General features: G+C 68.0%; 24 protein-coding genes and 1 tRNA gene. 8 read left to right on the plus strand and 17 right to left on the minus strand.

From position 1 onward, the window contains the following. Window positions 1-65 precede the first annotated feature (65 nt). The 4 genes from folP to ACQ3HB_RS08845 all read left to right on the plus strand — a co-directional run bounded on the left by folP (window position 66) and on the right by ACQ3HB_RS08845 (window position 3,343). On the plus strand, window positions 66-974 hold the full coding sequence (gene folP / locus ACQ3HB_RS08830) for a dihydropteroate synthase (RefSeq protein WP_430919583.1): 909 nt from the start codon (window positions 66-68) through the stop codon (window positions 972-974). 126 nt (window positions 975-1,100) lie between these two features. After that, window positions 1,101-1,853: a pyrimidine reductase family protein gene (locus ACQ3HB_RS08835; protein ID WP_430919584.1), complete on the plus strand. Its 753-nt coding sequence runs from the start codon at window positions 1,101-1,103 to the stop codon at window positions 1,851-1,853. Window positions 1,854-2,258: 405 nt separating this feature from the next. Beyond that, window positions 2,259-2,696 (plus strand): VOC family protein, encoded by a 438-nt coding sequence (locus tag ACQ3HB_RS08840; protein WP_430919585.1) that lies wholly within the window; start codon window positions 2,259-2,261, stop codon window positions 2,694-2,696. Window positions 2,697-2,701: 5 nt separating this feature from the next. Next, entirely contained in the window at window positions 2,702-3,343 is a 642-nt protein-coding gene (locus tag ACQ3HB_RS08845) for a winged helix-turn-helix transcriptional regulator (protein ID WP_430919586.1), read from the plus strand. Window positions 3,344-3,541: 198 nt separating this feature from the next. Here the strand turns inward: ACQ3HB_RS08845 and pth are convergent, their stop codons facing one another. The 9 genes from pth to ACQ3HB_RS08890 form a co-directional block, all read right to left on the minus strand. Continuing rightward, window positions 3,542-4,126, minus strand: coding sequence for an aminoacyl-tRNA hydrolase (gene pth, locus ACQ3HB_RS08850; RefSeq protein ID WP_430919588.1), 585 nt, complete (start codon window positions 4,124-4,126; stop codon window positions 3,542-3,544). A 244-nt stretch (window positions 4,127-4,370) separates the two neighbouring features. Continuing rightward, a complete protein-coding gene (locus ACQ3HB_RS08855; RefSeq protein WP_430919589.1) occupies window positions 4,371-4,964 on the minus strand; it encodes a 50S ribosomal protein L25/general stress protein Ctc in 594 nt (197 codons plus the stop codon). A gap of 275 nt (window positions 4,965-5,239) precedes the next feature. Further along, entirely contained in the window at window positions 5,240-5,752 is a 513-nt protein-coding gene (locus ACQ3HB_RS08860) for a gluconokinase (protein WP_430919590.1), read from the minus strand. Between the two features lie 70 nt (window positions 5,753-5,822). Beyond that, on the minus strand, window positions 5,823-6,917 hold the full coding sequence (locus tag ACQ3HB_RS08865) for an L-idonate 5-dehydrogenase (protein ID WP_430919591.1): 1,095 nt from the start codon (window positions 6,915-6,917) through the stop codon (window positions 5,823-5,825). After that, window positions 6,907-7,677 (minus strand): SDR family oxidoreductase, encoded by a 771-nt coding sequence (locus ACQ3HB_RS08870; protein ID WP_430919593.1) that lies wholly within the window; start codon window positions 7,675-7,677, stop codon window positions 6,907-6,909. Before ACQ3HB_RS08870 ends, ACQ3HB_RS08865 begins: the two co-directional genes overlap by 11 nt. Continuing rightward, a complete protein-coding gene (locus ACQ3HB_RS08875; RefSeq protein WP_430919595.1) occupies window positions 7,674-8,555 on the minus strand; it encodes a fumarylacetoacetate hydrolase family protein in 882 nt (293 codons plus the stop codon). The genes ACQ3HB_RS08870 and ACQ3HB_RS08875 overlap by 4 nt, the downstream gene beginning before the upstream one ends. Window positions 8,556-8,559: 4 nt before the next feature. Beyond that, entirely contained in the window at window positions 8,560-9,981 is a 1,422-nt protein-coding gene (locus tag ACQ3HB_RS08880) for an MFS transporter (protein ID WP_430919597.1), read from the minus strand. 164 nt (window positions 9,982-10,145) lie between these two features. Further along, entirely contained in the window at window positions 10,146-10,979 is an 834-nt protein-coding gene (locus ACQ3HB_RS08885) for an IclR family transcriptional regulator (RefSeq protein WP_430919599.1), read from the minus strand. Window positions 10,980-11,050: 71 nt separating this feature from the next. Beyond that, window positions 11,051-12,163, minus strand: a complete 1,113-nt coding sequence (locus ACQ3HB_RS08890) for a D-2-hydroxyacid dehydrogenase (protein ID WP_430919601.1) — start codon at window positions 12,161-12,163, stop codon at window positions 11,051-11,053. Window positions 12,164-12,218: 55 nt separating this feature from the next. Here ACQ3HB_RS08890 and ACQ3HB_RS08895 point away from each other — a divergent pair, with 55 nt between their 5' ends. The 3 genes from ACQ3HB_RS08895 to ACQ3HB_RS08905 all read left to right on the plus strand — a co-directional run bounded on the left by ACQ3HB_RS08895 (window position 12,219) and on the right by ACQ3HB_RS08905 (window position 16,018). Next, window positions 12,219-13,196 (plus strand): NAD(P)-dependent oxidoreductase, encoded by a 978-nt coding sequence (locus ACQ3HB_RS08895; protein WP_430919603.1) that lies wholly within the window; start codon window positions 12,219-12,221, stop codon window positions 13,194-13,196. 259 nt (window positions 13,197-13,455) lie between these two features. Continuing rightward, the gene (gene gndA / locus ACQ3HB_RS08900) at window positions 13,456-14,916 is read left to right on the plus strand and encodes an NADP-dependent phosphogluconate dehydrogenase (protein WP_430919605.1); all 1,461 of its coding nucleotides are present in this window, start codon (window positions 13,456-13,458) and stop codon (window positions 14,914-14,916) included. Window positions 14,917-15,196: 280 nt separating this feature from the next. Further along, on the plus strand, window positions 15,197-16,018 hold the full coding sequence (locus ACQ3HB_RS08905) for a CPBP family glutamic-type intramembrane protease (protein WP_430919607.1): 822 nt from the start codon (window positions 15,197-15,199) through the stop codon (window positions 16,016-16,018). Between the two features lie 290 nt (window positions 16,019-16,308). Here ACQ3HB_RS08905 and ACQ3HB_RS08910 read toward each other — a convergent pair whose 3' ends face one another. The 3 genes from ACQ3HB_RS08910 to ACQ3HB_RS08920 all read right to left on the minus strand — a co-directional run bounded on the left by ACQ3HB_RS08910 (window position 16,309) and on the right by ACQ3HB_RS08920 (window position 19,000). Beyond that, entirely contained in the window at window positions 16,309-17,286 is a 978-nt protein-coding gene (locus tag ACQ3HB_RS08910; RefSeq protein WP_430919608.1) for a ribose-phosphate diphosphokinase, read from the minus strand. A gap of 85 nt (window positions 17,287-17,371) precedes the next feature. Continuing rightward, on the minus strand, window positions 17,372-18,868 hold the full coding sequence (gene glmU / locus ACQ3HB_RS08915; protein WP_430919609.1) for a bifunctional UDP-N-acetylglucosamine diphosphorylase/glucosamine-1-phosphate N-acetyltransferase GlmU: 1,497 nt from the start codon (window positions 18,866-18,868) through the stop codon (window positions 17,372-17,374). 60 nt (window positions 18,869-18,928) lie between these two features. Then, a tRNA-Gln gene (locus ACQ3HB_RS08920) sits at window positions 18,929-19,000 on the minus strand. Window positions 19,001-19,111: 111 nt separating this feature from the next. On the opposite strand from ACQ3HB_RS08920, the gene ACQ3HB_RS08925 reads away from it, so the two are divergent. After that, window positions 19,112-19,627, plus strand: a complete 516-nt coding sequence (locus tag ACQ3HB_RS08925; protein ID WP_430919610.1) for a MarR family winged helix-turn-helix transcriptional regulator — start codon at window positions 19,112-19,114, stop codon at window positions 19,625-19,627. A gap of 16 nt (window positions 19,628-19,643) precedes the next feature. Here ACQ3HB_RS08925 and ACQ3HB_RS08930 read toward each other — a convergent pair whose 3' ends face one another. From ACQ3HB_RS08930 to ACQ3HB_RS08950, 5 genes are all read right to left on the minus strand, one after another. After that, a complete protein-coding gene (locus ACQ3HB_RS08930) occupies window positions 19,644-20,348 on the minus strand; it encodes a TMEM175 family protein (RefSeq protein ID WP_430919611.1) in 705 nt (234 codons plus the stop codon). 144 nt (window positions 20,349-20,492) lie between these two features. After that, window positions 20,493-21,152 (minus strand): methionine ABC transporter permease, encoded by a 660-nt coding sequence (locus tag ACQ3HB_RS08935; RefSeq protein ID WP_430919612.1) that lies wholly within the window; start codon window positions 21,150-21,152, stop codon window positions 20,493-20,495. Then, a complete protein-coding gene (locus ACQ3HB_RS08940; RefSeq protein WP_430919613.1) occupies window positions 21,152-22,180 on the minus strand; it encodes a methionine ABC transporter ATP-binding protein in 1,029 nt (342 codons plus the stop codon). Before ACQ3HB_RS08940 ends, ACQ3HB_RS08935 begins: the two co-directional genes overlap by 1 nt. Window positions 22,181-22,289: 109 nt before the next feature. Further along, window positions 22,290-23,192, minus strand: coding sequence for a MetQ/NlpA family ABC transporter substrate-binding protein (locus tag ACQ3HB_RS08945; protein WP_430919615.1), 903 nt, complete (start codon window positions 23,190-23,192; stop codon window positions 22,290-22,292). A 295-nt stretch (window positions 23,193-23,487) separates the two neighbouring features. Beyond that, window positions 23,488-25,308, minus strand: a complete 1,821-nt coding sequence (locus tag ACQ3HB_RS08950) for an ABC-F family ATP-binding cassette domain-containing protein (RefSeq protein ID WP_430919616.1) — start codon at window positions 25,306-25,308, stop codon at window positions 23,488-23,490. Between the last annotated feature and the right edge of the window lie 148 nt (window positions 25,309-25,456).

Here is a 25,456-nt window from a genome sequence, read left to right on the forward strand (position 1 = left end):
CGGGTTCGTCGAGAATTGGCTGTGTGGCAGCGCAGAGGAGGGGCCAGAGGCTCGATGATGGAACCATGACGACCACCACGAGCCCCGCCGGATACGTCCTCCCGGAGCTCGACCACCCTGCCCGGCGGATCGGCGGGCGCACCTTCGACTTCTCCCGCCAGGTCGCGGTCATGGCGATCATCAACCGCACCCCGGACTCCTTCTTCGACCAGGGCTCGACATTCGCCCTCGACGCGGCCGTCGCAGCCGCTCTCCGTGCAGCCGAGGACGGAGCGGACTGGATCGACATCGGCGGCGCGAAGTTCGCTCCCGGCCCGGAGATCTCCGCGGCGGAGGAACTCGATCGGGTGCTCCCCGTCGTCGGGGCCGTCGCGGCCGCGAGCGACGTCGTCATCTCCGTCGACACCTTCCGTCCAGAGGTCGCCGCGGCGTGCATCGCGGCCGGCGCATCGGTCGTGAACGACACCACGGGCATCCACGATCCCGCGATCGCCGACGTCGTCGCGGGCACGGACGCCACGCTCATCGTGACCCACAGCCTGGCCGAACCGCGCAAGCCGCACCCGCGCCCCCACTACGACGACATCGCTGCGGAGGTCGCCGGATTCCTCACCGAGCGCGTGGCGTTCGCGATCGAGCGCGGCGTGCCCGCGGAACGCATCATCATCGATCCGGGACACGACCTCAACAAGAACACCGTGCAGACGCTCGAACTCACGAGACGGCTGTCGGAGATCACCTCGCTCGGCTACCCGACGCTCGCGGCGGTCTCCAACAAGGACTTCATCGGCGAATCCCTCGGCAGACCGAAGACGGAACGGCTCGAGGGATCACTCGCAGCCGCGACCGTCTGCATCATGCTGGGCGCGCGGATCGTGCGGATGCACAACGTCCGGGAGTCGATCGCGGCGGTCCGGATGACCGAGGCGATCCTCGGCTTCCGCGATCCGATCGACCCGAAGCACAACCTGTAGGCGGTTCGGCTCGGGAGGGCCCCTTCGACAGGCTCAGGGACCGGGTGCGGATCCGGTCACTGAGCGGATCCGGTCACTGAGCTTGTCGAAGTGCCCCGTACGCTGGAGCAGACGGAAGGAACCACCGTGACCGGCTCACCCACGATCACCCGCCTCCTGCCGGGCGGCGGCGTCCGGCTCGACCTCGACGGCATCATCGACGCCTACGCGCCGGCCGACCGCGGCGCGCCGACCGTCCGCGTCAACTTCGTCACGAGCCTCGACGGCTCCGCGACCGTCGACGGGGTCTCCGGCGGGCTCGGCGGTCCGGCCGACAAGCTCGTGTTCGACGTGCTTCGGCGGCTCGCCGACGTCGTCCTCGTGGGCGCCGGAACCGTGCGGACGGAAGGCTACGGCGCGATGCGACTCGAACCGGATGCCGCCGCATGGCGCGAAGCACACGGGCTCCCACCGCACCCCGTGTTCGCCCTCGTCTCCGGCCGACTCGACCTCGATCCATCCTCGGACATCTTCCAGAAGGCTCCCGTGCGGCCGATCGTCCTCGCCGCGACGTCGGCCGACACCGCCCGTCGAACGGCGCTCGAAGAGGTTTCCGACATCATCGACTGCGGCGACGAGCACGTGGACCCGGCGCGCGCCATCGCCGCGCTCGTCGAACGTGGCCTCCCCCAGATCCTCTGCGAGGGCGGCCCCAGCCTGTTCGGTTCCTTCATCCGCGACGACGTCGTCGACGAACTCTGCCTCACGATCAGCCCGACGCTCGTCGGCGGTGAGGGCATGCGCATCGCGTCCGGTGACGCCTCCCCCTCACCGCGTCGCCTCCGTCTCGCGCACCTCCTCGAGGCCGAGGGCCTCCTCCTCGCCCGCTACGCCCGCTGAGCTCCTCCGCAGCACGACCGGTCCGCAGGGAGACCATCCCAGTCCACCGATCCGCGGACGCCCGAGGGACGTGTACGACATGGCATTGCCAACGCGAGCTTCGAGTCGGCATGGAACGCGAGCACCACCCTCGAACGGCGCAGGTACCAGGAGTCCTGGATCAACGGACGCGACGACATCGGCAAGCGATGCGCCGACAGCGGCTTCCCCATCGAGTTCGGCGGCGACGACGTCCCCGTGCAGGCGCCGAGGGTCACGGAGCCATGACGCACAGCGATGCCACGAGGACCGGAAATCGGTCTTGACGCGTCACTTGTTTTTTGCAAGTGTTAGCAGCAGTCCACACAGCACCGACGATCGGGCGATCACGTGGACCGGTGACACACCGCTGACAAGGAGACCACGATGACCACCATGATGTTCGTCAACCTGCCCGTGACCGACCTCGAACGCTCGAAAGCGTTCTACACGGCCATCGGCTTCACCGTGAACCCCAAGTTCACCGACCACAATGCGGCCTGCGTTGTCGTCGAGGAGAACCACAGCGCGTTCATGCTCCTCGTCCGCGACTACTTCCAGACCTTCAGCGAACGCCCGATCGGCGACCCGTCGGTCAATGTGTCGGTCGCGACCGCGATCTTCCTCGACACCCGCGAACTCGTCGACTCCAGCGTCACCGCAGGACTCGCAGCCGGCGGCTCGGAGGCGCAGGACCCCACCGACTATGGCTTCATGTACCAGCGCCAGCTGACCGACCCCGACGGCAACATCCTCGAGTTCGGCTACATGGACCCGGTGGCGGCAGAGCAGGGTCCGGAAGCCTACGCGGAGCAGCAGGCCTGAGGTCGATGGCGGTACGCGACTACGGACAGTTCGGCGGCGTCACCCAGGCGCTCGAGCTCGTCGGCGAACGGTGGGCGCTGCTCATCGTTCGCGACCTGCTCGTCGGACCGCGCCGCTATGGAGAACTCGCTGCGGGGCTCCCCCGCATCCCGAGCAACATCCTGGCGACGAGGCTCAAGGAACTGCAGGCGGCCGGCGTCATTCGCCGGGCGCCGCGTTCGCGCGTCATCGTCTACGAGTTGACCCCGTACGGCCGGGAACTGGAACCCGTGGTCATCGCACTCGGAGCGTGGGGGTTCAAAGCGATGGGCGATCCGCGCGACGAACAGGTCATCACACCGGATTCGATGATCATCGATCTGCGGACGGCCTTCCGCTCTCGGATCGCCGCCGAATTGCCGTCGACGTCCTACGGGGCCCGTCTCGGAGACGACGATCTCCTCATCAGGGTGGACGGATCGTCGCTGCAGGTGACCCGCGGGAACGGGCCCGTCGATCTCGGATTCGCGACGGGGCCCGGAATTCACCGGTTGATCTCGGGGTCGCTGGCTCCCCAACGGGCGATCGACACGGGCGTTGTGGAAGTCCTTCGCGGCCGAGGCGAGCTGCTCGACCGCTTCGCGAGCACGTTCCACCTCGCGAGCTGACTCTTCCAGTCACTGAGCCGAACGCCGGGCACCGGTCACCGGTCACCGCCCACCGAGCACCGGTCACTGAGCTTGTCGAAGTGCAGTCCGTCCACACACCCTTCGACAGGCCCAGGGACCGGGGACGACAGGCCCATGGACCGGGCGGGACAGGCTCAGGGACCGGGCAGACAGGCTCGGGGACCGGCAGGGACGCTGCTAGGACGCGCCGTGGAACCGGGACTGCGCAGCGAGGAGGCTGTCGTTCACAACGAGCTCGACAGCATCGGCCGCATCCGCGATCAGGACGGGCAACTGCTCGCGCTCCGTGCTGGCGAAGTCGCGCAGCACGAAGTCGGCCGCGTCCTGCCGACCGGGAGGCCGACCGATGCCGACCCGAACACGAATGAACTCTGGCGTCTTGAGGGCCGCGGCGATGTCGCGCACACCGTTGTGCCCGCCGTGACCACCGCCCTGCTTGAGCTTGAGGGAGTCGAAGGGGATGTCGAGCTCGTCGTGCACGACGATGACGTGCGACGGGTCGACCGAGTAGAAGGAGGCGAGCGCCGCAGTGGGGCCGCCTGAGAGGTTCATGTAGCTGTTCGGCTTGCCGAGGACGAGCTTCGGACCGCCGGGCACGAGACGCCCCTCGGCGACTCGGGCGTTGCCCTTGTGCGCCTTGAACGATGCACCGATCCGCTTGGCGAGTTCGTCGAGGACCATCTGCCCGACGTTGTGCCGGTTGCGTGCGTACTGCTCGCCCGGGTTGCCGAGTCCGACGACGAGCCACGTGTTCTCCGCCATGGGGGCCTTCCTGTTCGACAACCGGGTTCTGAAGGTGGTGAGGAGGTTCATCGGGCGCATTTCGACAGGCTCAATGACCGGGACAGGCCCGATAACCGGGACAGGCCCGATGACCGGGACAGGCACGATGACCGGCGTGAGGCGCTCACCGACGTGCACTCAACGCGAACGAACCTGCCGCGCGCCGTCATCGAGAGACTCGGGGACGGCGACGCGACAGGTTCGGATGCACGGTGAACCGAGACTATTCGGCTGCGGCTTCCTCGGAAGCTGCAGCAGCGGCGTCCTCTTCGTCCGAGCCGGACGGCGTGGAGATCGCGACGACGAGCGCCTCGGGGTCGGTCAGGAGCGTCGCGCCCTTGGGCAGTTCGACGTCCTTCGCGAGGATGTGCGCGCCGTCTTCGAGGCCGGCGATGCTGAGGATGATGCGCTCCGGGATGTGGGTCGCTTCGGCCTCGAGGCTGAGGGTCGTGTTCTCGAGGTTCGAGATGGTGCCGGGAGCGGACTCGCCCTCGACCTGCACGAAGACGTCGACCGTGACCTTCTCGCCCTTCTTGACGACGATGAGGTCGAGGTGCTCGATGATCTGGCGAACGGGGTCCTTCTGGACGTCCTTCACGAGGGCGAGCTGCTGGGTGCCTTCGATGTCGAGCTCGAGGACGGCGTTCGACTTGCGGAGGATGAGGCCGATCTGGTGGCCGGGCAGCGAGACGTGCTGCGGTTCGGTGCCGTGGCCGTACAGGACGGCGGGGATCTTGCCGAGGGCACGGAGCTTGCGGGCTGCGCCCTTGCCGAAGGATTCGCGGATCTCCGCGACGACCTTGAGGTCATCTGACATGGTGTTCTCCTCTCGGGCCGTGGCCCGAATGTGATGCGCGTGGGCATGGCCCTGCGCGATGCTGCGAACCGGCGACTCGTGTGCCGAAGGCTCGTTGGATTGGTGTGTCAACTCGAACGCGTATCTGCGTGAGGAAAAGCCAGGAGCCTTGTCCACCGCGTCGATCACGGATGCTGCCGGTGCGGCTGCATCCCTCGCCGAAGTTCAATGGGAGAGTCTACCCCATGCCGCCTGTGAGCGCAGGGCGCACGCAGAGCGCGGCCGGCGCCATCGGTTCAGCGGTGCGCTTCGACCGCCTGGATGCCGGAGACGGCCTCATCGACGATGGATTCGACGGTCGCGTCGACGTCGACCACGAAGCCGGGTTCATCGGCGTCGAGTTCCTCGAGGAGCGCGAACTGCGAGTCGAGCAGCGACGCGGGCATGAAGTGCCCGGAGCGGCCTTCCATCCGACGCGAGAGCACGTCGTGCGTTCCGTGGAGGTGCACGAACAGGACGCCGGGCGCTTCCGCGAGGATCGCCTCGCGGTAGGCGCGCTTCAGCGCAGAGCAGGCGATGACGAGGCCGGTGTCCGCGGCATCGGCGAACGTCCGTCCCACGGTCTGCAGCCACGGCCACCGATCGGCATCTTCGAGGGGCGTGCCCGATGCCATCTTGGTGACGTTCGCGATGGAGTGCAGCGAGTCGGCATCGACGAACGGCACACCGAGCCGGTCGGCGATGAGCACCCCCGTCGTGCTCTTGCCCGAACCGGACACTCCCATCACGACCACGAGCGGTGCGCTCATGCGGCCACCTCCTCTGCGAGGGCCCACGCGGACCACTTCATTGTTTCCGACCCGTCCGTCGATGCGTCGGTCACGCGTCTGACGGTCGGTTGAACGACAAGAGGACCTTACCGGACGCGCTCGCGTCGGCGGCCACGGCGAAGGCTTCGAGGGCGTCGGTCGCGGGGAACTCATGGGTCACGATCGCGTCCGCATCGAGCGAGCCGTCGGCGAGTGCCTGGAGCACGTCATCGATCTCGTCGACGAAGCGGAACGAGCCTCGGAGGTCGAGTTCCCGCGTGATCGCGAGCGAGATGAGCGCGGGCTGTTCGCCGGAGGGCAGGAGGCCCACCATGACGACGATGCCGCCACGGGTCGTGCCGCGCACTGCGGAAGCGAGGCCACGGTGGTTGCCGGAGGAGTCGAACGCGACGTCCGCGTCGACCTGCGCGATGGCATCGGCGTCCGTCGCGACGATCGTCCTCGTCGCACCGACGGAACGGGCGATGGCGAGGGGCGCGTCGAACATGTCGACCGCGACGATCTCAGCTGCCCCCGCACGCTTGGCGACGGCGACGATGAGCGAGCCGATGGGGCCGGCCCCGATGACGAGGACACGTTTGCCGGCGAGGTCCCCCGCGCGGTTGACGGCGTGCCAGGCGACCGAGGCGGGCTCGGCGAGCGCTGCGGCTCGCAACGACAGGCCCTCCGGCAGCTCGCGCAGCATGTCCGCCCGCAGGACGGCCCTGCTGGAGAACGCGCCGTCGGTGTGCGGGAAGCGTGCAGCGCTGCCGAGGTAGGTGCAGCCGGGCGAGAGGTTCGGCCGGTCGGCCGGGTAGCGCGAGCCGTCCCCGGGTCCAGGCGTCGCCGGATGCACGGCGACGCGGGCGCCGACGGCGGGTCCGGAACCGTCGGCGGCGGCCTCGACGACCGTGCCGACGACCTCGTGGCCGAGGATCATGGGAGCTTTCAGGATGGATTCCCCGGCCGCACCGTGCTGCCAGTAGTGGAGGTCGGATCCGCAGACGCCGCCGTAGGCGACCGCGACGACCGCCTCATCTGGCGCCGCCGCGGCGAGCGCGACCTCGGTGACGCGGAGGTCACCGGCCGCGTAGGCGACGACCGCCGTGTCCGTGGCGCCGGATCCGCCGGCTGCGCTGCTCGGACCGCTCTGCTCAGACGACAACGGTCATCCCTCCATCGACGAAGATCGTTTGGCCGTTCACGTAGTCGGAACCGTCCGAGGCGAGCCACACGGCGGGACCGGCGAGGTCCTCGACCGTCCCCCACCTGGCGGCGGGCGTCCGTCCGAGGATCCAGCCGTTGAAGGTCTCGTCGTCGACGAGGTTCTGCGTCATCTCGGTGTGGATGTACCCGGGCGCGATGGCGTTCGCCTGCAGACCGCTTCCGGCCCACTCGGCCGTCATCGCGCGGGTGAGGTTGCGGATGCCGCCCTTCGCGGCCGTGTAGGCGGCGATGGTGGGACGGGCGAGGTCCGCCTGGACCGACGCGACGTTGATGATCTTGCCGTGGCCGCGCGGGATCATGTGCTTCGCGGCGGCTCGTCCGACGAGGAATGCGCTCGTGAGGTCGGTACGGATCACCCGTTCCCAGTCCTCCACCGCGAGGTCGAGCATCGGCACGCGGTGCTGCACGCCCGCGTTGTTGACGAGGATGCGGATGGGTCCGACGTGCTCCTCGACCCAGTCGATCCCCGCCGAGACGGCCGCGTCGTCCGTGACGTCGAACGACCGCGAGAACACGCGGTCCCCGCCGTAGACGGCCGTGAAGTCCGCGGCGGCCCCGGCCAAACGCGTCTCGTCGAGGCCGTTGAGGACGATCGTGGCCCCTGCATCGGCGAGCGCGGTCGCGATTGACCTGCCGATGCCGCGGCTCGAACCGGTGACGAGGGCGATGCGCCCGGTGAGGTCGAAGACGCTGGTCATGCGGTGACTCCTGTGCTGGATTCGGGGGCGGCTGAGACGAGGACGGTCGGACGGCCCGCGACCGCGGTCGGGTTCGTGAGCGTGCCGATCCCGTCGATCGTGATGACGGCTCGCTCCCCCGCGACGATGGGGGCGAACGTCGCCGGCGAACCGGTGAGGACGATGTCGCCTGGACCGAGCGTCAGGAACGACGTCAGGTAGACGAGTTGCTCCGTGACGTCCCAGGCGAGGGAGGCGGTCGTCGCATCCGCAACGATCGGCAGGTCGCCGTCCTCGGACCCGGCCGGTCCGACCCGCACGAGGATGTGCGCGTCGGAGGGGTCGAACTCGGTCTCGATCCACGGCCCGATCGGCGTGAACGCATCGCCGTTCTTCACCTGGGTGAGGAGGTGATCGGACGGGATCTGGTCGACGGCGGTGACGTCGTTGGCGATCGTGTACCCGAGGATCGCGCCGGGGACGTCGTCCGCCGTCAGGAAACGGCTCGTCCGACCGATGACGACCGCGAGCTCCCCTTCGACGTTGACGGTTCCGAGCGACGGGTCGAGTCCGATCGCGTCGCCAGGACCCGCGACCGTGCGCGCCGACTTCTGGAAGGCCTGCGGCGGCAGTTCTCGATCGGCGGGGCCGCCGTTGTGCGCCATGCCGAAGACGACCGTGGGAACGACGGGGCTGAGGAGCGTTGCACCCGCGACGGGCCACGACTCCCCCGTCCGCGCCGGTTCAGTGGCGGGCGAGCCGCCCGTCGGGCCGCCTGCCGAGCCCACGAACGGGTCGCCTGCCCAGCCGGTGAACGGGTCCGCGATCCCGTGCCAGGCGTCGCCGTCCTGAACGACGTGGCGCGGGCCGTCAGCGGTCGAGATCCGTGCAATGCGCATCCGCTCAGCCCGCCGATCGAGCGAGGCGCTTGCGGCGCGACATCGTGGGCGTGGGGCGCGTCGTGACGTCGATGTGGGAGTCATCGATCGCGTCGTGGAGCTTGTTGAGATCGCGACCGCGCGTCTCCGGTGTGACGAAGGTGGCCCAGAGCGTGATGCCGCCGAGCACGAGCACGTAGCAGGCGAGCGGGACCCACGAGTCGGAGAACCAGCCGAGGAGCAGGGCGCCGATGAGGGGCGCGATGCCGCCGGCGAGGACCGCCGAGAACTCACGGGAGATGGCGACGCCCGTGTAGCGGTGGCGGTTGCCGAAGAGCTCGGGCAGCGTCGCGCACTGGGCGCCGAGCATGATGTTGACGCTGAGCGAGTAGGTGACGGCGAGGACCACGACGACGAGCGCGGGATTCCCGTTCGCGAGCATCCACCAGGCGGGGACGGCGAGGACGATCTGGACGATCGCGCCGATGCGGTAGATCGTCATGCGCCCGAAGCGATCGGACAGCGCGCCGGCCCACGGGATGACGAGGATGCCGATGAGCGCACCGAGCGCGATGGCGAGCGGCCCCTCCCACGGCTCGGCGCCGGCGAACTGCGTGATGAACGCGACCGCGAGGGTCTGGTAGATCGCCGAGCCGCCGTTCTCCGCCATCCGCAGGCCGACGCCGCGGAGGATCGTGGGGAAGGACTCCTTGAAGATCTCCTTGAAGGGGTTCTTCGAGACCGCCTCCTGTTCTTCGAGCGTGATGAACGTGGGGCTCTCCTGCATCCGGAGGCGGATGAAGAGGGCGACGCCGATAAGGATCACGGAGGCGAGGAACGGGATGCGCCACAGCCAGTCGTGGACGATCTGCTGGTCCACGAGGCCAAGGAAGAAGAACACGACCGAGGCCATGATCGTGCCGACCATGATGCCGACGAACGGGAGCGCAGAGAAGAAGCCGCGACTGCGGACCGGTGCGTACTCGGCCATGAGGGTGGTCGCCCCGGCCTGCTCCGCTCCGGCGCCGAAGCCCTGGAGGATCCGCAGGAGGATCAGGAGGATGGGCGCCCAGACGCCGATCTGCTCGCCCGTCGGGAGGACGCCGATCAGGGTCGATGCGCCGCCCATGAGGCCGATCGTGAGCGTCAGGACGAGCTTGCGGCCGAGCCGGTCGCCGAGGGCTCCGAAGAAGAGGCCGCCGAACGGGCGGGCGAAGAAGCCGACGGCGTAGGTGGCGAACCCCGCCGCGATGCCGGCGCCCGGGCCGAGGGCCGGGAAGAAGAGGGGCCCGAAGATGAGGGCCGATGCGAGGCCGTAGAGAGCGAAGTCGTAGTACTCGAGGGCACTGCCGACGGAGCTGGCGAGGGTGGCCCGACGGAGGTTCCGGACGTACTCCGGGTCGTCTGACCCGCGGAGGTCGGTGGGGGCTGCTGAACCCGTTGACATGGTCATCTCCTTTGATAACGGCGCGGTGCGCTGATCGGGCGCCGCGTGGTCCCATCGAGTGGGGCGGCGAACACCTGAGACGAAGATAACACTCTGCTGAACAGAGTTCAACACATTGAACGATTTCGGATGGATGAGCCGTCTGACCCGCCGTCCGGCGTCGACTACCGTCCCGACAGCACCATCGGATTGGACAGCAGCGAGACCGCCTCCGCGAGCTCGGCGATGATGCCGGCGCGCACCGCAGGGGTCAAGGCAGCCTCCATGAGGGACGCACCGATGGCAAGGGGTTGCGCACCGCTCGCCCGCGGCGGGATCCACCTCGCGATGCCGAAGACGCCCGGGTGGACCTCACCGTCATCGATCGCGTACCCGCGCTCCCGTACGAGCGCCAGCTTCTCCTGCAGGTGTTCGAGCGAGGTCGTGCTGCGCTCCGTCCGGACCGGGAAGTGGTCGCCGTCCGCGAATCGCCTGTCGACCTCCTCTGGCGCCAGATGGGCGAGCAGAGCGTTGCCCACCGCCGTCGGGGCAGCCGGGAATCGATCGCCGATGCCCGCCGAGAGCCGGAGCGGCGCCCGCCCCTCATGCCTCGCGAGGTACAGGACGTCCGTGCCGTCGAGCATCGCGATCTGCACGACCTCGTGACTCAGGAACTCGGAGGACGCGATGAACCGGTAGAACTCGCGCACCTGGTCGAAGGAGCGCAGGTACGCACCGCCGAGCTCGACCGTGCGGTGCCCGAGCGTGAACCCGGAATCCACCCGCTGGATGAGACCGGACTCCTCGAGCACTGCGCACAGGTTGGACGTCGAGGACTTCGCCGCCCCGATCGCCCGCGCGATGTCGCTGAGCGGCATCGGCCTGCCCTGCGCATCCGCAAGGATGCCGAGGATCCGGATCGACCGGGTGACGGCCGGCGCCGGATCGCGGTCCGTCTGCGATTCCGAGGTCGGCTCCACAGCCCGTTCCGCCGTCGGTTCCTGCTCTGCTGTGCTCATGATCGTCCTGTGTTCGTCATCGTGCGTCCGTCGTCCTGCGCTCGCGGTCGCCCTGCCGTGCTGGCGTGCGCCTAGTAGAACTCGATCGTATCGACGCGGTTCCGCAGCTCACGACCGTCGAGGAATCGCGTCGCATTGTCGGCGAAGAGTTCCGCGATGAGACGCTCCTCCGCACCGTTGAGGGCGGCGGTGTGCGGGCTCACAAGCACGTTGGGGAGATCCCACAGTGGGCTTGCCGCATCGAGGGGTTCCACCGCGAAGACGTCGAGTGCGGCGAAACCGACGCGGCCGTCCTGCAACGCCGCGATGAGCGCGTCCTCATCGATGACCGTGCCGCGACCGACGTTGACGACCGTGACGCCGGGCTTCACCGCCTGGAAGACCTGCTCGCCGAGGAGGCGTTCGGTGGCGGCGGTTCCCGGGAGGGTCGTGACGATGGCGTCGACCTCGCCGACGACGTCGGCGATCGCATCCGGGTGGATGATGCGCGAGACGCCGGGAACGGACACATCGTGCCGGCTCGTGCCGATGACCGTCGCGCCGAGGGCGGAGAGTTTGGCCGCGACCTCACGACCGATGCCACCGAGCCCGGCCACGAGAACGGTCTGCTCGCTCACCTGGCTCATCGTCCATCGACCGGTCCATTCGTGGTCGCGCTGCTGCTGGAGGAGCCTCGGCAGGGTCTTGGCGCCCGCGAACACCCCGAAGACGGCGAACTCGGCCAGCGGACCGCCGTGGACGCCGGCGGAGGTCGTGAAGGCGATGCGCTCGAGCTGCGCGTCATCGAGCCCCGCAGCCTTCACCTGGCCACCGCCCCCGGCCGCCATGATCTGCACCCAGCGCAGGTCCGGATTCGCCGATGCCGTGCGGGCGAGCGCCTTGGGATCGACGTCCGGGATGCCGTAGAGGACCTCCGCGGAGTCGACGAGCGCCTCGAACGCCGCCTGCTGCGAGGGGCTGCGTTCGAACGACGGATCGCCAGCGAAGTCGGCGGGGTGTCGCATGGGAGGGAGGAGCTCCTGCTCGCGGACGAGGTCGATGCGCGGCTCGAGGCGTTCGATGAGCTCGCAGAGCTCCTCGGGGAGCGGAGTGGCGACGACGACGCGGAGGCGCTGGGCGGAGTGGGTCACGTGGGTGTCCTGTTCTTCATCGAACCGGCCTGGTTCCCGATCGAGTCTACCCATCGATTCATTCTGTTGAACAGTGTTCCGTGGGCTGTCCTGTGGGTAGACTGCTGCCATGTCGAGCCAGCGCGGGCCACGAGCAGCCCTCCCCACGACCGTCGGAGTCATCGGACTGGGCGCCATGGGCGCCCCCATGACGCGGAATCTGCTCGCCGCAGCGGGCTCGGTCTCCCCGTCACCGACGCCGGCGCCCACGCCACCCACGCCACTCGCGACCGTCCTCGTGAACCACCGCAGTCGCGATCGAGCCGCCGAACTCCTCGAGGCCGGCGCCGTCTGGGCCGGAACACCCCGCGAGCTCGCCGCAGCGGACGTCATCGTCTTCATGCTGCCCGACCTCCCACAGGTCGACGAGGTCCTCGACGGCGCGGACGGCGTGCTCGCCGGCATCGACTCCCCCACCGTCCTCGTGATCGGATCCACCTCGTCCGCGCAGGGCGTCCGCGACCTCGACAGCCGGGTCTCCGCAGCCACCGGAGGCCTCGCCCGCGTGATCGACGCGCCCGTGAGCGGCGGCGAGGACGGGGCGAGGGCCGCCACCCTCTCGATCATGGTCGGCGGTGACAAGCAACCCGTCGAAGCCGCATGGTCGACCCTCGAGACCTTCGGCACACCCGTCCACCTCGGCCCGCTCGGCTCCGGCGAGATCGCCAAGTACTGCAACCAGATCATCGTCGCCTCCACCATCATGGCTCTCGGCGAAGCAGCCGTGCTCGCCGACCGCAGCGGCCTCGACGTCGGCGCGATGTTCGACCTCCTCGAAGGCGGATACGCCGGCAGCCGCGTCCTCGCGACCCGCAAGCAGCGCATCGTCGACGAGGACTACAGCCCCTCCGGACCGGCCAAGTTCATGGTGAAGGACCTCACATATGCAACGATCGAAGCAGAGCGCACCGGCACCACGGCCCCGCAGCTCCACTCCCTCCTCGACCAGTTCACAAGACTCACCGAGGAAGGCTACGGCGACCAGGACATCTCCGTCACCCGCGCCTACATCGATTCGCTCACGCCACCTCGAACCGTCGTCGACTGAACCGCCGCCGCACAACCGGCACGCGTGCCATCGGCCCGGAGCGAAACCCGTCGAGCTCGTCATCCACCGACCCGCTGCTCCGCTGAACGCGAACAGCAGCTGAACACCGGGCCACGAGGCCCATCCACCCACCCTCCAGGCGACCCGTCACATCACCGCTTTGCTACGGTTGCAACGTGCCCGTACCAGGGTCACCCGGAGCCTGCTGCCGCCTCGAAGGCGATGCAGCAAGGACCACCACACATCGAAGGAGAACCACATGGTGAACAACGCCCAGGCGACAGCCAACATCGGCGTCGTCGGCCTCGCCGTCATGGGAAGCAACCTCGCCCGCAACCTCGCGAGCCGCGAAGGCAACACGGTCGCCGTGTACAACCGCTCGCCAGAGCGCACCGACCTCCTCACCAGCGAACACCCTGAAGCCGGCTTCATCGCCTCGCACACCATCGAGGAATTCGCCGCTTCACTGCAGAAGCCGCGCACCGCGATCATCATGGTGCAGGCCGGCAAGGGCACCGACGCCGTCATCCAGCAGCTCACCGAGGTCTTCGAGCCGGGCGACATCATCGTCGACGGCGGCAACGCGCTCTTCACCGACACCATCCGTCGCGAGAAGGCCGTCCGCGAGACCGGCATCAACTTCGTCGGCGCCGGCATCTCCGGCGGCGAGGAAGGCGCCCTCAAAGGACCGTCGATCATGCCGGGCGGCTCCGCCGAAGCGTGGGAGACCCTCGGCCCGATCCTCAAGTCGATCGCAGCCGTCGCGGAAGGCGAGCCCTGCGTCACGCACGTCGGCACCGACGGCGCCGGCCACTTCGTCAAGATGATCCACAACGGCATCGAATACGCCGACATGCAGCTCATCGCCGAGGCCTACGACCTCATCCGCCGCGGCACCGGCAAGACGCCGGCCGAGATCGCCGACATCTTCGCCGAGTGGAACCGCGGCGAACTCGAGAGCTACCTCATCGAGATCACCGCAGAGGTCCTCAAGCAGGTCGACGCGAAGACGGGCAAGCCGCTCGTCGACGTCATCCTCGACCAGGCAGGAGCCAAGGGCACCGGCGCATGGACCGTGCAGACGGCCCTCGACCTCGGCATCCCCGTCTCCGGCATCGCCGAAGCCGTGTTCGCCCGCTCCCTGTCCTCGAAGCCCGCCCAGCGCGCGGCCGCGACGGACCTCCCCGGCCCGTCGGACGACTGGACCGTCGACGACACCGACACCTTCATCGAAGACGTCCGCAAGGCGCTCTACGCATCGAAGATCATCGCCTACTCGCAGGGCTTCGACGAGATCGTCGCCGGCGCGGATGAGTACGACTGGAACATCCAGAAGGGTGAGATCGCGAAGATCTGGCGCGGCGGCTGCATCATCCGCGCCCAGTTCCTCAACCGCATCACCGACGCGTACGCGGAGAACCCGGAGCTCGTCGCCCTCGTGACGGCGCCGTACTTCCGCGACGCGGTCGGCGAGGCGCAGGACAGCTGGCGCCGGGTCGTCGCGACCGCGGCACACGCCGGCATCCCCTCGCCCGCATTCTCCTCGTCGCTGTCGTACTACGACGGCCTCCGCGCCGACCGGCTCCCCGCCGCGCTCGTCCAGGGCCAGCGCGACTTCTTCGGTGCGCACACCTACAAGCGCGTCGACATCGAGGGCACGTTCCACACGCTGTGGTCTGGCGACCGCAGCGAGGTCGAGCAGGAGGGCTCCAGCCACTAGCTGCTGCACCTCGAAACAGGCTGCTGCACCTGGGGAACGGGCTGCTGCACCTCGGGAACGGGCGGGATCGGGCGACCGATCCCGCCCGTTCCGCGTTCCCGCCCTCCCCTCCCCTCCCCTCCGCCCTGGTGTTCACAATTCCGGAATTCGTGTGACAGGAGTGACGAAGCAACCGCTGGCCGCCCTCGCCATACGCATTCCCGACCAAGAGTTCCGGAATTGTGAAAACGACATCGGAACGGGGCAGGGCAGAATGAGGGCACACGACGGAAGGGCGACGATGACGTCGGCGACTGCGACACCAGCACAGCGCGAACGACCGGCGCTCAAACTCGGCGTCAGCGTGCTCATCGCAGCGTCTGGCGTCCTCCTCTTCGGGTTCGCGATGCCGCTGGCCGGCTACCCGGTGCTCGCTGCCGCCCTCGTCGCGGCCTGGTTCGTGGACCGACGGATGTTCCGCGATCTGTCGCTCATCGCCGTCGGCCTCGTCGCCCTCAGCCTCGTGCCCATCAACACGAGCATCGACTGGTCGCACATGCTCCAGATGGGTGCAGCCCTCGCGGTCGCCGTCCTCACGCCATACCTGCTGTCACGCTTCGTGTTCCGCGACCACGCGATCCGCTTCCCCGTCGCGACCGGACACAGCTGGACGAAGCTCGAATGGGGCTACCTCATCGTCGTCATCGGCCTCGGATACGCGATCCTGCCGGTCTACCTCATCCGATCGGGCGTCTACCAGAACTGGCCGGCCGCGACGACGGGCGACGAGGTGTTCCGCCTCTTCCTCGGGACGAACGCCCTCGGCATCTGGGATGAGCTGTTCTTCATCTGCACCTGTTTCGCACTCCTCCGCCGACACCTGCCGGATTGGCAGGCGAATCTCATCCAGGCAGCACTGTTCACGTCGTTCCTCTGGGAGCTCGGATTCCGATCGTTCGGCCCCTTCATCATCTTCCCGTTCGCGCTCGTGCAGGGGTGGACGTTCACGCTCACGAAGTCCCTCAGCTACATCGTCACCGTGCACCTGTTGTTCGACTTCGTCCTGTTCCTCGTGCTGCTCCACTCGCACAACCCGTCGATCCTGCAGTTCTTCGTCTACTGACGCTCCGAGTGCGTCCTGCCCGTCGACCCCACTGTGTTCGCACAATTCAGGAACATCGGCACAATGCAGGACGATTCAGCCGGACACGCCGGTCGATCGTCCTGAATTCTGAAAATAGTCCTGAATTGTGCAACCCCTCGGTGGCGGTGCGGGAGGCTCGAGCACAGCGCCCGGTGCGAGGCACAGGACGACGGCCCAGGACGTCGGCAGACGACGAACGCCCCGGCCGGAGCCAAGGCGTTCGGGTGGTGGAACTCGTGCAGCAGGTGCGTGTGCAGGTGCAGCAGTGCTCAGGCGGCGCCGTCGAACATCGACGTGACGGAACCGTCGTCGAAGACCTCGTGGATGGCGCGGGCGATGAGCGGAGCGATCGACAGCACCGTGAGCTTGTCGAAGCGCTTCGCCTCCTCGACGGGGAGCGTGTCGGTCACGACGACCGAGTCGATGGCGTCGCTCTGCAGCAGTTCGACGGCCGGATCGGAGAACACCGCGTGCGTGGCAGCGACGACGACGCCGATGGCGCCGGCCTTCTTGAGCGCTTCAGCGGCCTTGACGATCGTGCGGCCGGTGTCGATGAGGTCGTCGACGAGGAGGCAGACACGCCCCTCGACCTGGCCGACGATCTCGTGCACGCTCACCTGGTTGGGGACGAGCGGATCGCGACGCTTGTGGATGATGGCGAGCGGCGCACCGAGCTTGTCGCTCCAGATGTCGGCGACGCGGACGCGACCCATGTCCGGCGAGACGACCGTCAGCGTCGACGGGTCGAGCTTCGCGCGGAAGTGCTCGAGGAGCACGGGCATCGCGAACAGGTGGTCGACGGGGCCGTCGAAGAAACCCTGGATCTGTGCGGCGTGGAGATCGACCGACATGATGCGGTCGGCGCCGGCGGCCTTGAAGAGGTCGGCGACGAGTCGGGCGGAGATCGGCTCGCGGCCTCGGCCCTTCTTGTCCTGACGCGCGTAGGGGTAGAACGGTGCGACGACCGTGATGCGCTTGGCGCTGGCACGCTTGGCCGCGTCGACCATGATGAGCTGCTCCATGAGCCACTCGTTGATGGGAGCGGAGTGCGACTGGATGACGAAGACGTCGCTGCCGCGGATGCTGTCGTCGTAGCGGGCGTAGATCTCACCGTTGGCGAAGGTCCTCGCGTCCGTGGGGACGAGTTCTGATTCGAGCTCTTCCGCGATCGCTTCGGCGAGTGCCGGGTGGGCCCTCCCGGAGACGAGTACGAGTCGCTTCTTGTTCTCGGTGGTGATGCCTGACACAGCCCCTGCCTTCTGCCGGGAATGCCGGCGTCGCCCACTAGTCGACGTTACCAGGAGTGGCGTCGTCGTCCGACACGGATACGGTCTACGCGGAGGTGACGGCGTGCCCGTCGTCAGTCTCCGGCGCGGCGTCCGCGGCAGCAGCGTCCACAGCAGCAGCGGTCTCCACTGCACGAGCCGCCTCGTCGGCCGCGGTCCCGGCCCGCTTCTCGGCGACCCAGCCGGCGATGTTGCGCTGCGGGGCGACGCTCATGGCGAGCGACCCGGCGGGAACGTCCTTGCGGATGACCGCGCCGGCGCCGGAGTACGCGCCGTCGCCGATGGTGACGGGCGCGACGAAGGTGTTGTGCGCGCCCGTTCGGACATGCGAACCGACCGTCGTCCGGTGCTTGTTCACGCCGTCGTAGTTGGAGGTGATCGTCCCGGCGCCGATGTTCGAGTGTTCGCCGACGACCGTGTCGCCCACGTAGCTGAGGTGCGGCACCTTGCTGCCGCGGCCGATCTTCGCGTTCTTCGTTTCGACGAACGCGCCGATCTTGCCGTCGGCGCCGAGGACCGTGCCGGGGCGCAGGAAGGAGAACGGGCCGACGGTCGCCCCCGCCTCGATGACGGACAGCGTGGCATCGGTGCGGCGGACCTGCGCCCCCTCGCCCACCTCGGTGTCGACGAGCGTCGTGTCCGGACCGATGACGGCGCCGGTCTCGACGACGGTCGCGCCGAGGATCTGCGTGCCGGGGAGGAGCGTCACGTCGGGCGCGAGCTTCGCCTTGATGTCGATCCACGTGGTCGCGGGATCCTGAACGGTCACGCCGGCGAGCTGCCAGCCGCGGACGAGGAGCGCGTTGAGCTTGGCCGCCGCAGCGCTCAGCTGTGCACGGTCGTTGATGCCCTCGACGAGCCAGGACTCGCCGACGGGCAGCGCGGAGACCTCGGATCCGGCGCGACGGAGGAGGCCGATCACATCGGTCAGGTACTTCTCGCCCTGCGCGTTGTCGGTCGTGACCTCGGCGAGGGCGTCGCGGAGCTGGTTGACACCGAAGAGGTAGATGCCGGCGTTGATCTCGCCGACGGCCCGCTCGGCGTCGTTCGCGTCCTTCTGCTCGACGATGTAGTCGAGCGCGCCCGCCGCGGTGCGGATGATGCGGCCGTAGCCGGCGGCGTCCTCGGGGAAGGTGGAGAGGATGGTGGCGGCGACGGGGCGCTCGCGGTGACGCTCGATGAGTTCGCTGAGCGTTCCGGCGTCGAGGAGCGGGACGTCGCCGTTGACGACGAGGACGTCGCCCGTGAAGTCGGCAGGGATCGCAGCGAGGGCGAGCTCGACGGCGCGCCCGGTACCGGGGACCTCGTCCTGGTCGACGATCACGGCGTCCGGCAGCTCCGCACCGATGACCTCGACGAGGCGGTCGCGTTCATGGCGCACGACGGCGATCGTCTGCACCGCGTCGAGCGTCCGCGCGGTGGCGAGCACGTGCCCGATGATCGGCACGCCGGCGAGCGGGTGCAGGAGCTTGGGCGTCGCGGACTTCATGCGGGTGCCCTGGCCAGCGGCCAGGATGACGATGGCGAGACGGTTGTCGGTCACGGGTCCCTCTTCTCGAGATGTGCAGGCCGAATCCCCGTTCGGTGCTGCTGTCTGTTTCGGCTCCGCCACCAGGATTCGAACCTGGACCGAACAGCTCCAAAGGCTGCCGTGCTGCCGTTACACTATGGCGGACCACCGACCACACCGGGTCGGCCGTGTCAATTCTGCCAGACGGTCGGCCGGAAACGAGCCGTGAGGGCTTCGACTGGCCAATCCGGACACGACTCCCTCGATAATGGACAGATGCCCGGAAGCAGTGATGAGGTCGATCGCATCGTCGATGCGTGGAACCGTGAGCGCCCAGATCTCGACTTCGCGCCGCTGCAGGTGTTGTCCCGCGTCGCCCGTCTGGCGCGCCAGGTGGACCGCGCGAGACGTGCCGCCTTCACCCGGTCGAACCTCGAGCCGTGGGAGTTCGATGTGCTCGCGGCGCTCCGTCGTGCGGGATCTCCGTACCGTTTGAGCCCCAAGGCCCTCCTGCAGCAGACCCTCGTGTCGAGCGGGACGATGACGAACCGCATCGACCGGCTCGTCGAGCGGAAGCTTGTGGAGCGCCAGGGCGATCCCAACGACGGCCGCGGCATCCTGGTCCTGATGACGAACTCCGGGCTCAACACGGTCGATGCCGCGATCACCCGACTCGTCGATGCGGAGGCCGATCTCCTCGGAGGGCTCAGCAATGGCGAGCAGGCCCGACTTGCCGTCCTGCTCCGGAAGCTCAGCCTCGACCTCGATCAGGCGGGCGAGCAGCAGGCCTGAGCGGCGGCGTCGAACGTCAGGCGGGTCCGGTGCCGGGTCCGGTGTTCGTGCCGGCGTCGGCAGAGCCCTCCCGCCCGCTCTCCACTTCGGCGCGCCTCGTCGCGAGCCTCCCGACGAGCCACTGGGCCGGGAAGAGCGCGATCCAGAACCACATCGCGACCTGCGGATCGATGAACAGGCAGATGAGGATCGAGAGGCCGAACACGATGGGCTGCGGCAACTGGTTGTCGAGCACGTAGCGGTAGGCGGCGTGGTCGATCTCGGGCTTCATGAGGCCGCGCCGCCAGGCGTGGACCCAGAGCCAGGTCTGGGCGAGCGCAGTGGCGCTCAGCACGCCGGCGTAGCAGATGACCGCCACACGGTTCGCGCCGTACTCGCTCAGCATGCGCGTCGGGAGCGGGAGGACCGCGATGAACAGCAGGAACAGGAGGTTGATCCACTGCAAACCTGCGTCGTACCGGCCGATCGCGACGAACTTGCGGTGGTGGAAGATCCAGTTCATGCCGATGATCACGAAACTCAGCAGGTAGGCGGAGATCGTGTCCCACTCCCCCACGATCGCCTGCCACAGCCGATCTCCAGGCACGTCGGGGATCCGGATCTCGAGGACGAGGAGGGTCATCGCGATGGCCATGACGGCGTCGCTGAAGAACACGGTGCGGTCGGTGTTTCGTCCTGTGTCGAACAGTTCGCGGTACCGATTGGTGATGCCCTCGCTCATGCGACGAGCATAGGGTTCATCCGCGTTCGTCGCGATCCCCTCCGCCAAACCTCCGTTTTCATGCAATCCGCCCGTTTTGCACGGCACTTCTTGCACGAAAACGGAGGTTTGGGGGCGGGCAGGGCGTGGAGGCGCGGGGCGAGCTCAGCGGCGCAGGATCCGCCTGGCCAGCCAGTTGCCGAAGAACTGCACGGCCTGCACGAGCAGGATGATGATGAGCACGGCCGCCCAGGTGACGATCGGCTCGAACTGCCGGAAGCCCCACTGGATCGCGAAGGCGCCGAGGCCACCACCGCCGACGAAGCCGGCGACCGCCGACATGTCGACGAGCACCACGAAGATGAAGGTGTAGCCGAGGATGAGCGGTCCGAGCGCCTCCGGCACGATGATCCGGAAGATCGTCCGCAGGCGGCTGGCACCGGCCGCACGAGACGCCTCGATGACACCGGGCGACACGGTCAGCAGGTTCTGCTCGACGATGCGGCTGATCCCGAACGTCGCGGCGAGCGAGATGATGAAGATGAACGCCGGATTGCCGATGCCCGTGCCGACGACGAGACGAGCGAGCGGCTGCGCTGCGGCGAGGAAGATGATGAACGGGATCGGCCGGAACACGTTGACGATCACGTTGAGGACGTTGAACACCCACTTGTTGGAGAGGATGTTGCCCGGCCTCGTCGTGTAGAGCCCGAGGCCGACGATGAAGCCGCCGATGCCGCCGAAGAAGAGGCTGAGGACGACGAGGAAGAGAGTCTCCCAGCTCGCCTGGAGGAGCTTGGGCAGCAGGTCGATGAGGTGGTCCATCAGCGCACCTCCGTCACGGTCGTGCGTTCGCCGATGGTCGCGAGCGCCGCATCGATCGCCCCGTCATCGCCGCGGAGGGCGAGGGTCAGGTGACCGAACGCCTTGCCCTGGATGTCGTTGATGCCGCCGTAGACGAGTTCGAAACCGATGCCGGCCTCCGCGAGGGTGAGGAAGACGCTCGCCTGCGAGACGTCGCCGTCGCGGAAGGAGAGCGTGACGATGCGGCCTCCGTGGCGCTCGCGCAGCACGTCCAGTTCGGCGGGTGACGGGACGCCCTTGACCACGGTCGCGACGAACTTGCGGGAGGCGGCGTGCTGCGGGTTCGAGAACACGTCGAACACTTCGCCGTGCTCGATGACGCGGCCGTTCTCCATGACCGCGACCTTCGTCGCGAGGCTCTGGATGACGTCCATCTCGTGCGTGATGATGACGATCGTGATGCCGAAGTCGCGGTTCACGCGCTTCAGGAGCGCGAGCACCTCCTGCGTCGTCTCCGGGTCGAGGGCGCTCGTCGCCTCGTCGGCGAGGAGGATGCGCGGAGACGTCGCGAGGGCGCGGGCGATGCCGACGCGCTGCTTCTGCCCCCCGGAGAGCTGGTCGGGGTAGCTGTTGGCCTTGTCGGCGAGACCGACGAATTCGAGGAGTTCGTCCACGCGCTCGGTGATCTTCGCCTTGGGGAGCTTCGCGACCTCGAGCGGGTAGGAGATGTTCCGCCGGACGGTTCGCGAGTTGAAGAGGTTGAACTGCTGGAAGATCATGCCGATGCCGAGGCGCAATTCGCGAAGGCCCCGCTCCGGAAGTCCGGTGATGTCCGTGCCGTCGACGACGATGCTGCCGGACGTTGCCGGTTCGAGCGCGTTGATGAGCCGGACGAGGGTCGACTTGCCCGCGCCGGAGTAGCCGATGATGCCGTAGACGTCGCCGGCTTCGATGTCGAGGTCGACGCCGTCGATCGCGGAGATCGGTTCGCCTCCCCGGTTCGGTGAGGGGTAGCGTTTCGCGACGCCGCGGAGGCTGACTAGGGGCACGGGATCCTCAGCTGCAGGTGATGGATGAAACGCCCGATGCGTTCCAGCGACAGACGGACAGTCTGCCACGGGAACGCATCGAGAGTTGCACGACGATTGTCGGACGAAATTACTTCTTGTTCGCGATGTCCTTCTGGACGGTAGCGAGCGACTTCACGAGGTCGGCGACAGGGGTCTTGAGGACCACGGCGGTTCCGCCGGAGTTCTCGACGACGCCATCGGTGACGTCCTTCGTGTCCTGGTAGATCTTGACGAGCTTCAGGTAGGTCGCGTTGTCCTTGTCCTTCGCCTTGGCGGCGAAGATGTTGACGTAGGGCAGGGCGTTCGGGTCGGACGGGTCGTCCTGCGCGATCGCGTCGGATGCCTTGAGGCCCGCGTCCGTGATGAAGTCGTTGTTGATGATCGCAGCGGCGACGTCCGGGAGCGAGGTCGGGGTGAGCGACGCTTCGAGCGTCGTGACCTTGACCTTGGACTCGGGGAGCACGTCGTCGACGGTCGAGAAGATGTTGCCGCCGTCCTTGAGCTTCACGAGCCCTGCGGACTGGAGGACGAGGAGGCCGCGCGAGAGGTTGCTCTCGTCGTTCGGGATGGCGACGGTGTCGCCCTCCTTGATCTCCTTGACGCTCTTGACCTTGGTCGAGTACAGGCCGAGCGGGTAGATCGCGGTGGAACCGATGGGCGTCAGGTCCTGCTTCGCGGACTCGTTGTACTGCGCGAGGTAGACGATGTGCTGGAACTGGTTGAGGTCGATCTCACCCTCGGTCAGTGCCGGGTTCGGCTGCGTGTACTCGGCGAAGTCGACGATGTCGACGGAGATGCCTTCGTCGGCCGCGGCCTTCTTGTAGGTCTCCCAGTAGGGGTCGCTCGCGCCGACGACGCCGATCTTGACCGGGTTGCCGGAGGTGCCCTTGTCGTCGCCGCCGGATTCGCCGGCGCCGCTTGCGCAGCCGGCGAGGAGTGCGACGAGGGGGATGACGGCTGCTGCCGCAAGGAGCTTCTTGCTGAGTCTCATGATGGTGGTTCCTCTAGGTGTGGTTCGGGTGGAGCGAAGGGGGCTGCGTCCGCGGTGCTGTCCACGGGTGAGTCGCGATCCTTCAACGTTAGGCGTGCGGGTTGCATCGGTCGAACCGATACGTAACACAAGGACTCCGGTCCGTGGTGTCGGACCCGTCCAGAGCCGCGGACCGTCGCTTGTGGCGGGTGTCCGGTCTGTGAAATCCGCGACGAGTGTCGGGTCGCGGGGCGCTGCTCGGGGAGGTGTGTGAGAGACGTCCCGAGGCGCATCGCGTGCCGTCGGGCGGACGACCCTACTCGGTGAGTTTGGAGAGCTCGAGCCAGCGGAGCTCGAGCGTGCCGACCTCGTCCTCGAGCGTTCGCAGCTGGGTGCCGAGCGCGGTGATGCCCTCGTAGTCCGACTGGTCGTGCGAGGCGAGGTCCTCGTGGGCCTTCGCCTTCAGCCCGTCGAGCTTCTGCAGGCGACGACCGATGGCGGAGATCTCCTTCTGGACGGCGCGCAGCTCCGCGCCGCTCAAGGAACTCCCCGGAGCCGATGCCGCACCTGACGCTGCGCTCGCGGGTGCACCGGACGCCGTGGGGCGGTCGTGCTCAAGTGATCGCTGACCGGCGGTCTGCTGGTTGAGTTCGAGATACTGGTCGACGCCGCCGGGCAGGTGCCGGAAGGTGCCGTCGAGAATCGCGTACTGCTGGTCCGTCACGCGCTCGAGGAAGTACCGGTCGTGCGAGACGACGAGGAGCGTGCCCGGCCATGAGTCGAGGAGGTCCTCCATCGCGGCGAGCATGTCCGTGTCGAGGTCGTTCGTCGGTTCGTCGAGGACGAGGACGTTGGGCTCGTCGAGGAGGATGAGCAGCAGCTGGAGGCGACGGCGCTGCCCACCGGACAGGTCCTTGACGGGCGTCTGGAGCTGCGCGCTCGTGAAGCCGAGGCGTTCGAGCAGCTGGCTCGGCGTCATCTCCTTGCCACCGGCCACGTACGTGGTCCGCTTCTGGCCGATGACGTCGCTGACGCGGTCCTTCTCGAACTCGGCGAGCTCGCTCAGCTGCTGCGTCAGGGTAGCGACGCGCACGGTCTTGCCGCGCTTCACCCGGCCAGTCGTCGGATGCACTTCGCCCGTCACGAGGCCGAGGAGCGTGGACTTGCCGGCGCCGTTGACGCCGAGGATGCCCGTCCGCTCCCCCGGGGCGATGAGCCATTCGATGCCCTTGAGCACCGTCTTGTCCTCGTAGGAGACGGTGACGTCGAGGATGTCGACGACGTCCTTGCCGAGGCGCGCCGTGGCCATGCTCGCGAGTTCGACCGTGTTGCGGACCGGCGGCTCGTCGGCGATGAGGGCGTTCGCGGCCTCGATGCGGAACTTCGGCTTGGCCGTGCGTGCCGGGGCCCCGCGGCGGAGCCAGGCGAGCTCCTTCTTCATGAGGTTCTGGCGCTTCGACTCGCTCACGGCCGCGGAACGGTCGCGCTCGACGCGCTGCAGGATGTAGGCCGCGTAACCGCCTTCGAACGGTTCGACGATGCGGTCGTGGACTTCCCAGGTGGCCGTGCAGATCGCATCGAGGAACCACCGGTCGTGCGTCACGACGAGGAGGCCGCCGGAGTTGCGCGACCAGCGGCGGTTGAGGTGTGCCGCCAACCATGTGATGCCCTCGACGTCGAGGTGGTTGGTGGGCTCGTCGAGGAAGAGGATGTCGTGGTCGCCGACGAGGAGGGCCGCGAGCGCGACGCGGCGGCGCTGACCACCGCTCAGGTCGGAGACGAGCGCTTCCCAGGGGATGTCGGAGGCGAGGCCGGAGATGACGTCGCGGACCTTGGGGTCGCCCGCCCACTCGTGCTCGTCGAAGGAGCCGACGATCGTGTCCGCGACCGTGCGGCTGCCGTCGAGCGTGTCGGACTGGTCGAGGACGCCGACGGTCACGCCGTTGCGGACGGTGACGCGCCCGCCGTCGGGTTCCGTGCGGCCGGCGAGCAGGCCGAGGAGCGTCGACTTGCCGTCGCCGTTGCGGCCGACGATGCCGATGCGGTCGCCTTCGTTCACGCCGATCGTCACGTCGTCGAAGACGACTTTGGTCGGGTATTCGAGATGGAGGGATTCTGCGCCGAGGAGATGTGCCACTCACCAAGGGTAGGCGGTCGGCGCGCCTCGACCGACCGCGGGGCGTCCCGGAGCCGGATCGGGCGTCGATGTTCGCGCCCAGCTGACCAACAACTGTGTGAAATCCCCTGGTTTGGCGGGGAAAGTCGCCTTACGCTACGGTAGGCGT

Source organism: Plantibacter lichenum, assembly GCF_050587525.1.
Taxonomy (GTDB): Bacteria; Actinomycetota; Actinomycetes; order Actinomycetales; family Microbacteriaceae; genus Plantibacter.

Coding starts and splice junctions, on each gene's coding strand:
- ACQ3HB_RS08870 (WP_430919593.1), bottom strand. CDS start 7,677: ATGACCAGCGTCTTCGACCTCACCGGGCGCATCGCCCTCGTCACCGGT.
- folP (WP_430919583.1), top strand. CDS start 66: ATGACGACCACCACGAGCCCCGCCGGATACGTCCTCCCGGAGCTCGAC.
- ACQ3HB_RS08890 (WP_430919601.1), bottom strand. CDS start 12,163: ATGGGTAGACTCGATCGGGAACCAGGCCGGTTCGATGAAGAACAGGAC.
- ACQ3HB_RS08885 (WP_430919599.1), bottom strand. CDS start 10,979: ATGAGCACAGCAGAGCAGGAACCGACGGCGGAACGGGCTGTGGAGCCG.
- ACQ3HB_RS08935 (WP_430919612.1), bottom strand. CDS start 21,152: ATGGACCACCTCATCGACCTGCTGCCCAAGCTCCTCCAGGCGAGCTGG.
- ACQ3HB_RS08860 (WP_430919590.1), bottom strand. CDS start 5,752: ATGAGCGCACCGCTCGTGGTCGTGATGGGAGTGTCCGGTTCGGGCAAG.
- ACQ3HB_RS08930 (WP_430919611.1), bottom strand. CDS start 20,348: ATGAGCGAGGGCATCACCAATCGGTACCGCGAACTGTTCGACACAGGA.
- ACQ3HB_RS08855 (WP_430919589.1), bottom strand. CDS start 4,964: ATGTCAGATGACCTCAAGGTCGTCGCGGAGATCCGCGAATCCTTCGGC.
- ACQ3HB_RS08895 (WP_430919603.1), top strand. CDS start 12,219: ATGTCGAGCCAGCGCGGGCCACGAGCAGCCCTCCCCACGACCGTCGGA.
- ACQ3HB_RS08945 (WP_430919615.1), bottom strand. CDS start 23,192: ATGAGACTCAGCAAGAAGCTCCTTGCGGCAGCAGCCGTCATCCCCCTC.
- ACQ3HB_RS08875 (WP_430919595.1), bottom strand. CDS start 8,555: ATGCGCATTGCACGGATCTCGACCGCTGACGGCCCGCGCCACGTCGTT.
- ACQ3HB_RS08840 (WP_430919585.1), top strand. CDS start 2,259: ATGACCACCATGATGTTCGTCAACCTGCCCGTGACCGACCTCGAACGC.
- gndA (WP_430919605.1), top strand. CDS start 13,456: ATGGTGAACAACGCCCAGGCGACAGCCAACATCGGCGTCGTCGGCCTC.
- ACQ3HB_RS08905 (WP_430919607.1), top strand. CDS start 15,197: ATGACGTCGGCGACTGCGACACCAGCACAGCGCGAACGACCGGCGCTC.
- ACQ3HB_RS08880 (WP_430919597.1), bottom strand. CDS start 9,981: ATGTCAACGGGTTCAGCAGCCCCCACCGACCTCCGCGGGTCAGACGAC.
- pth (WP_430919588.1), bottom strand. CDS start 4,126: ATGGCGGAGAACACGTGGCTCGTCGTCGGACTCGGCAACCCGGGCGAG.
- ACQ3HB_RS08845 (WP_430919586.1), top strand. CDS start 2,702: ATGGCGGTACGCGACTACGGACAGTTCGGCGGCGTCACCCAGGCGCTC.
- ACQ3HB_RS08925 (WP_430919610.1), top strand. CDS start 19,112: ATGCCCGGAAGCAGTGATGAGGTCGATCGCATCGTCGATGCGTGGAAC.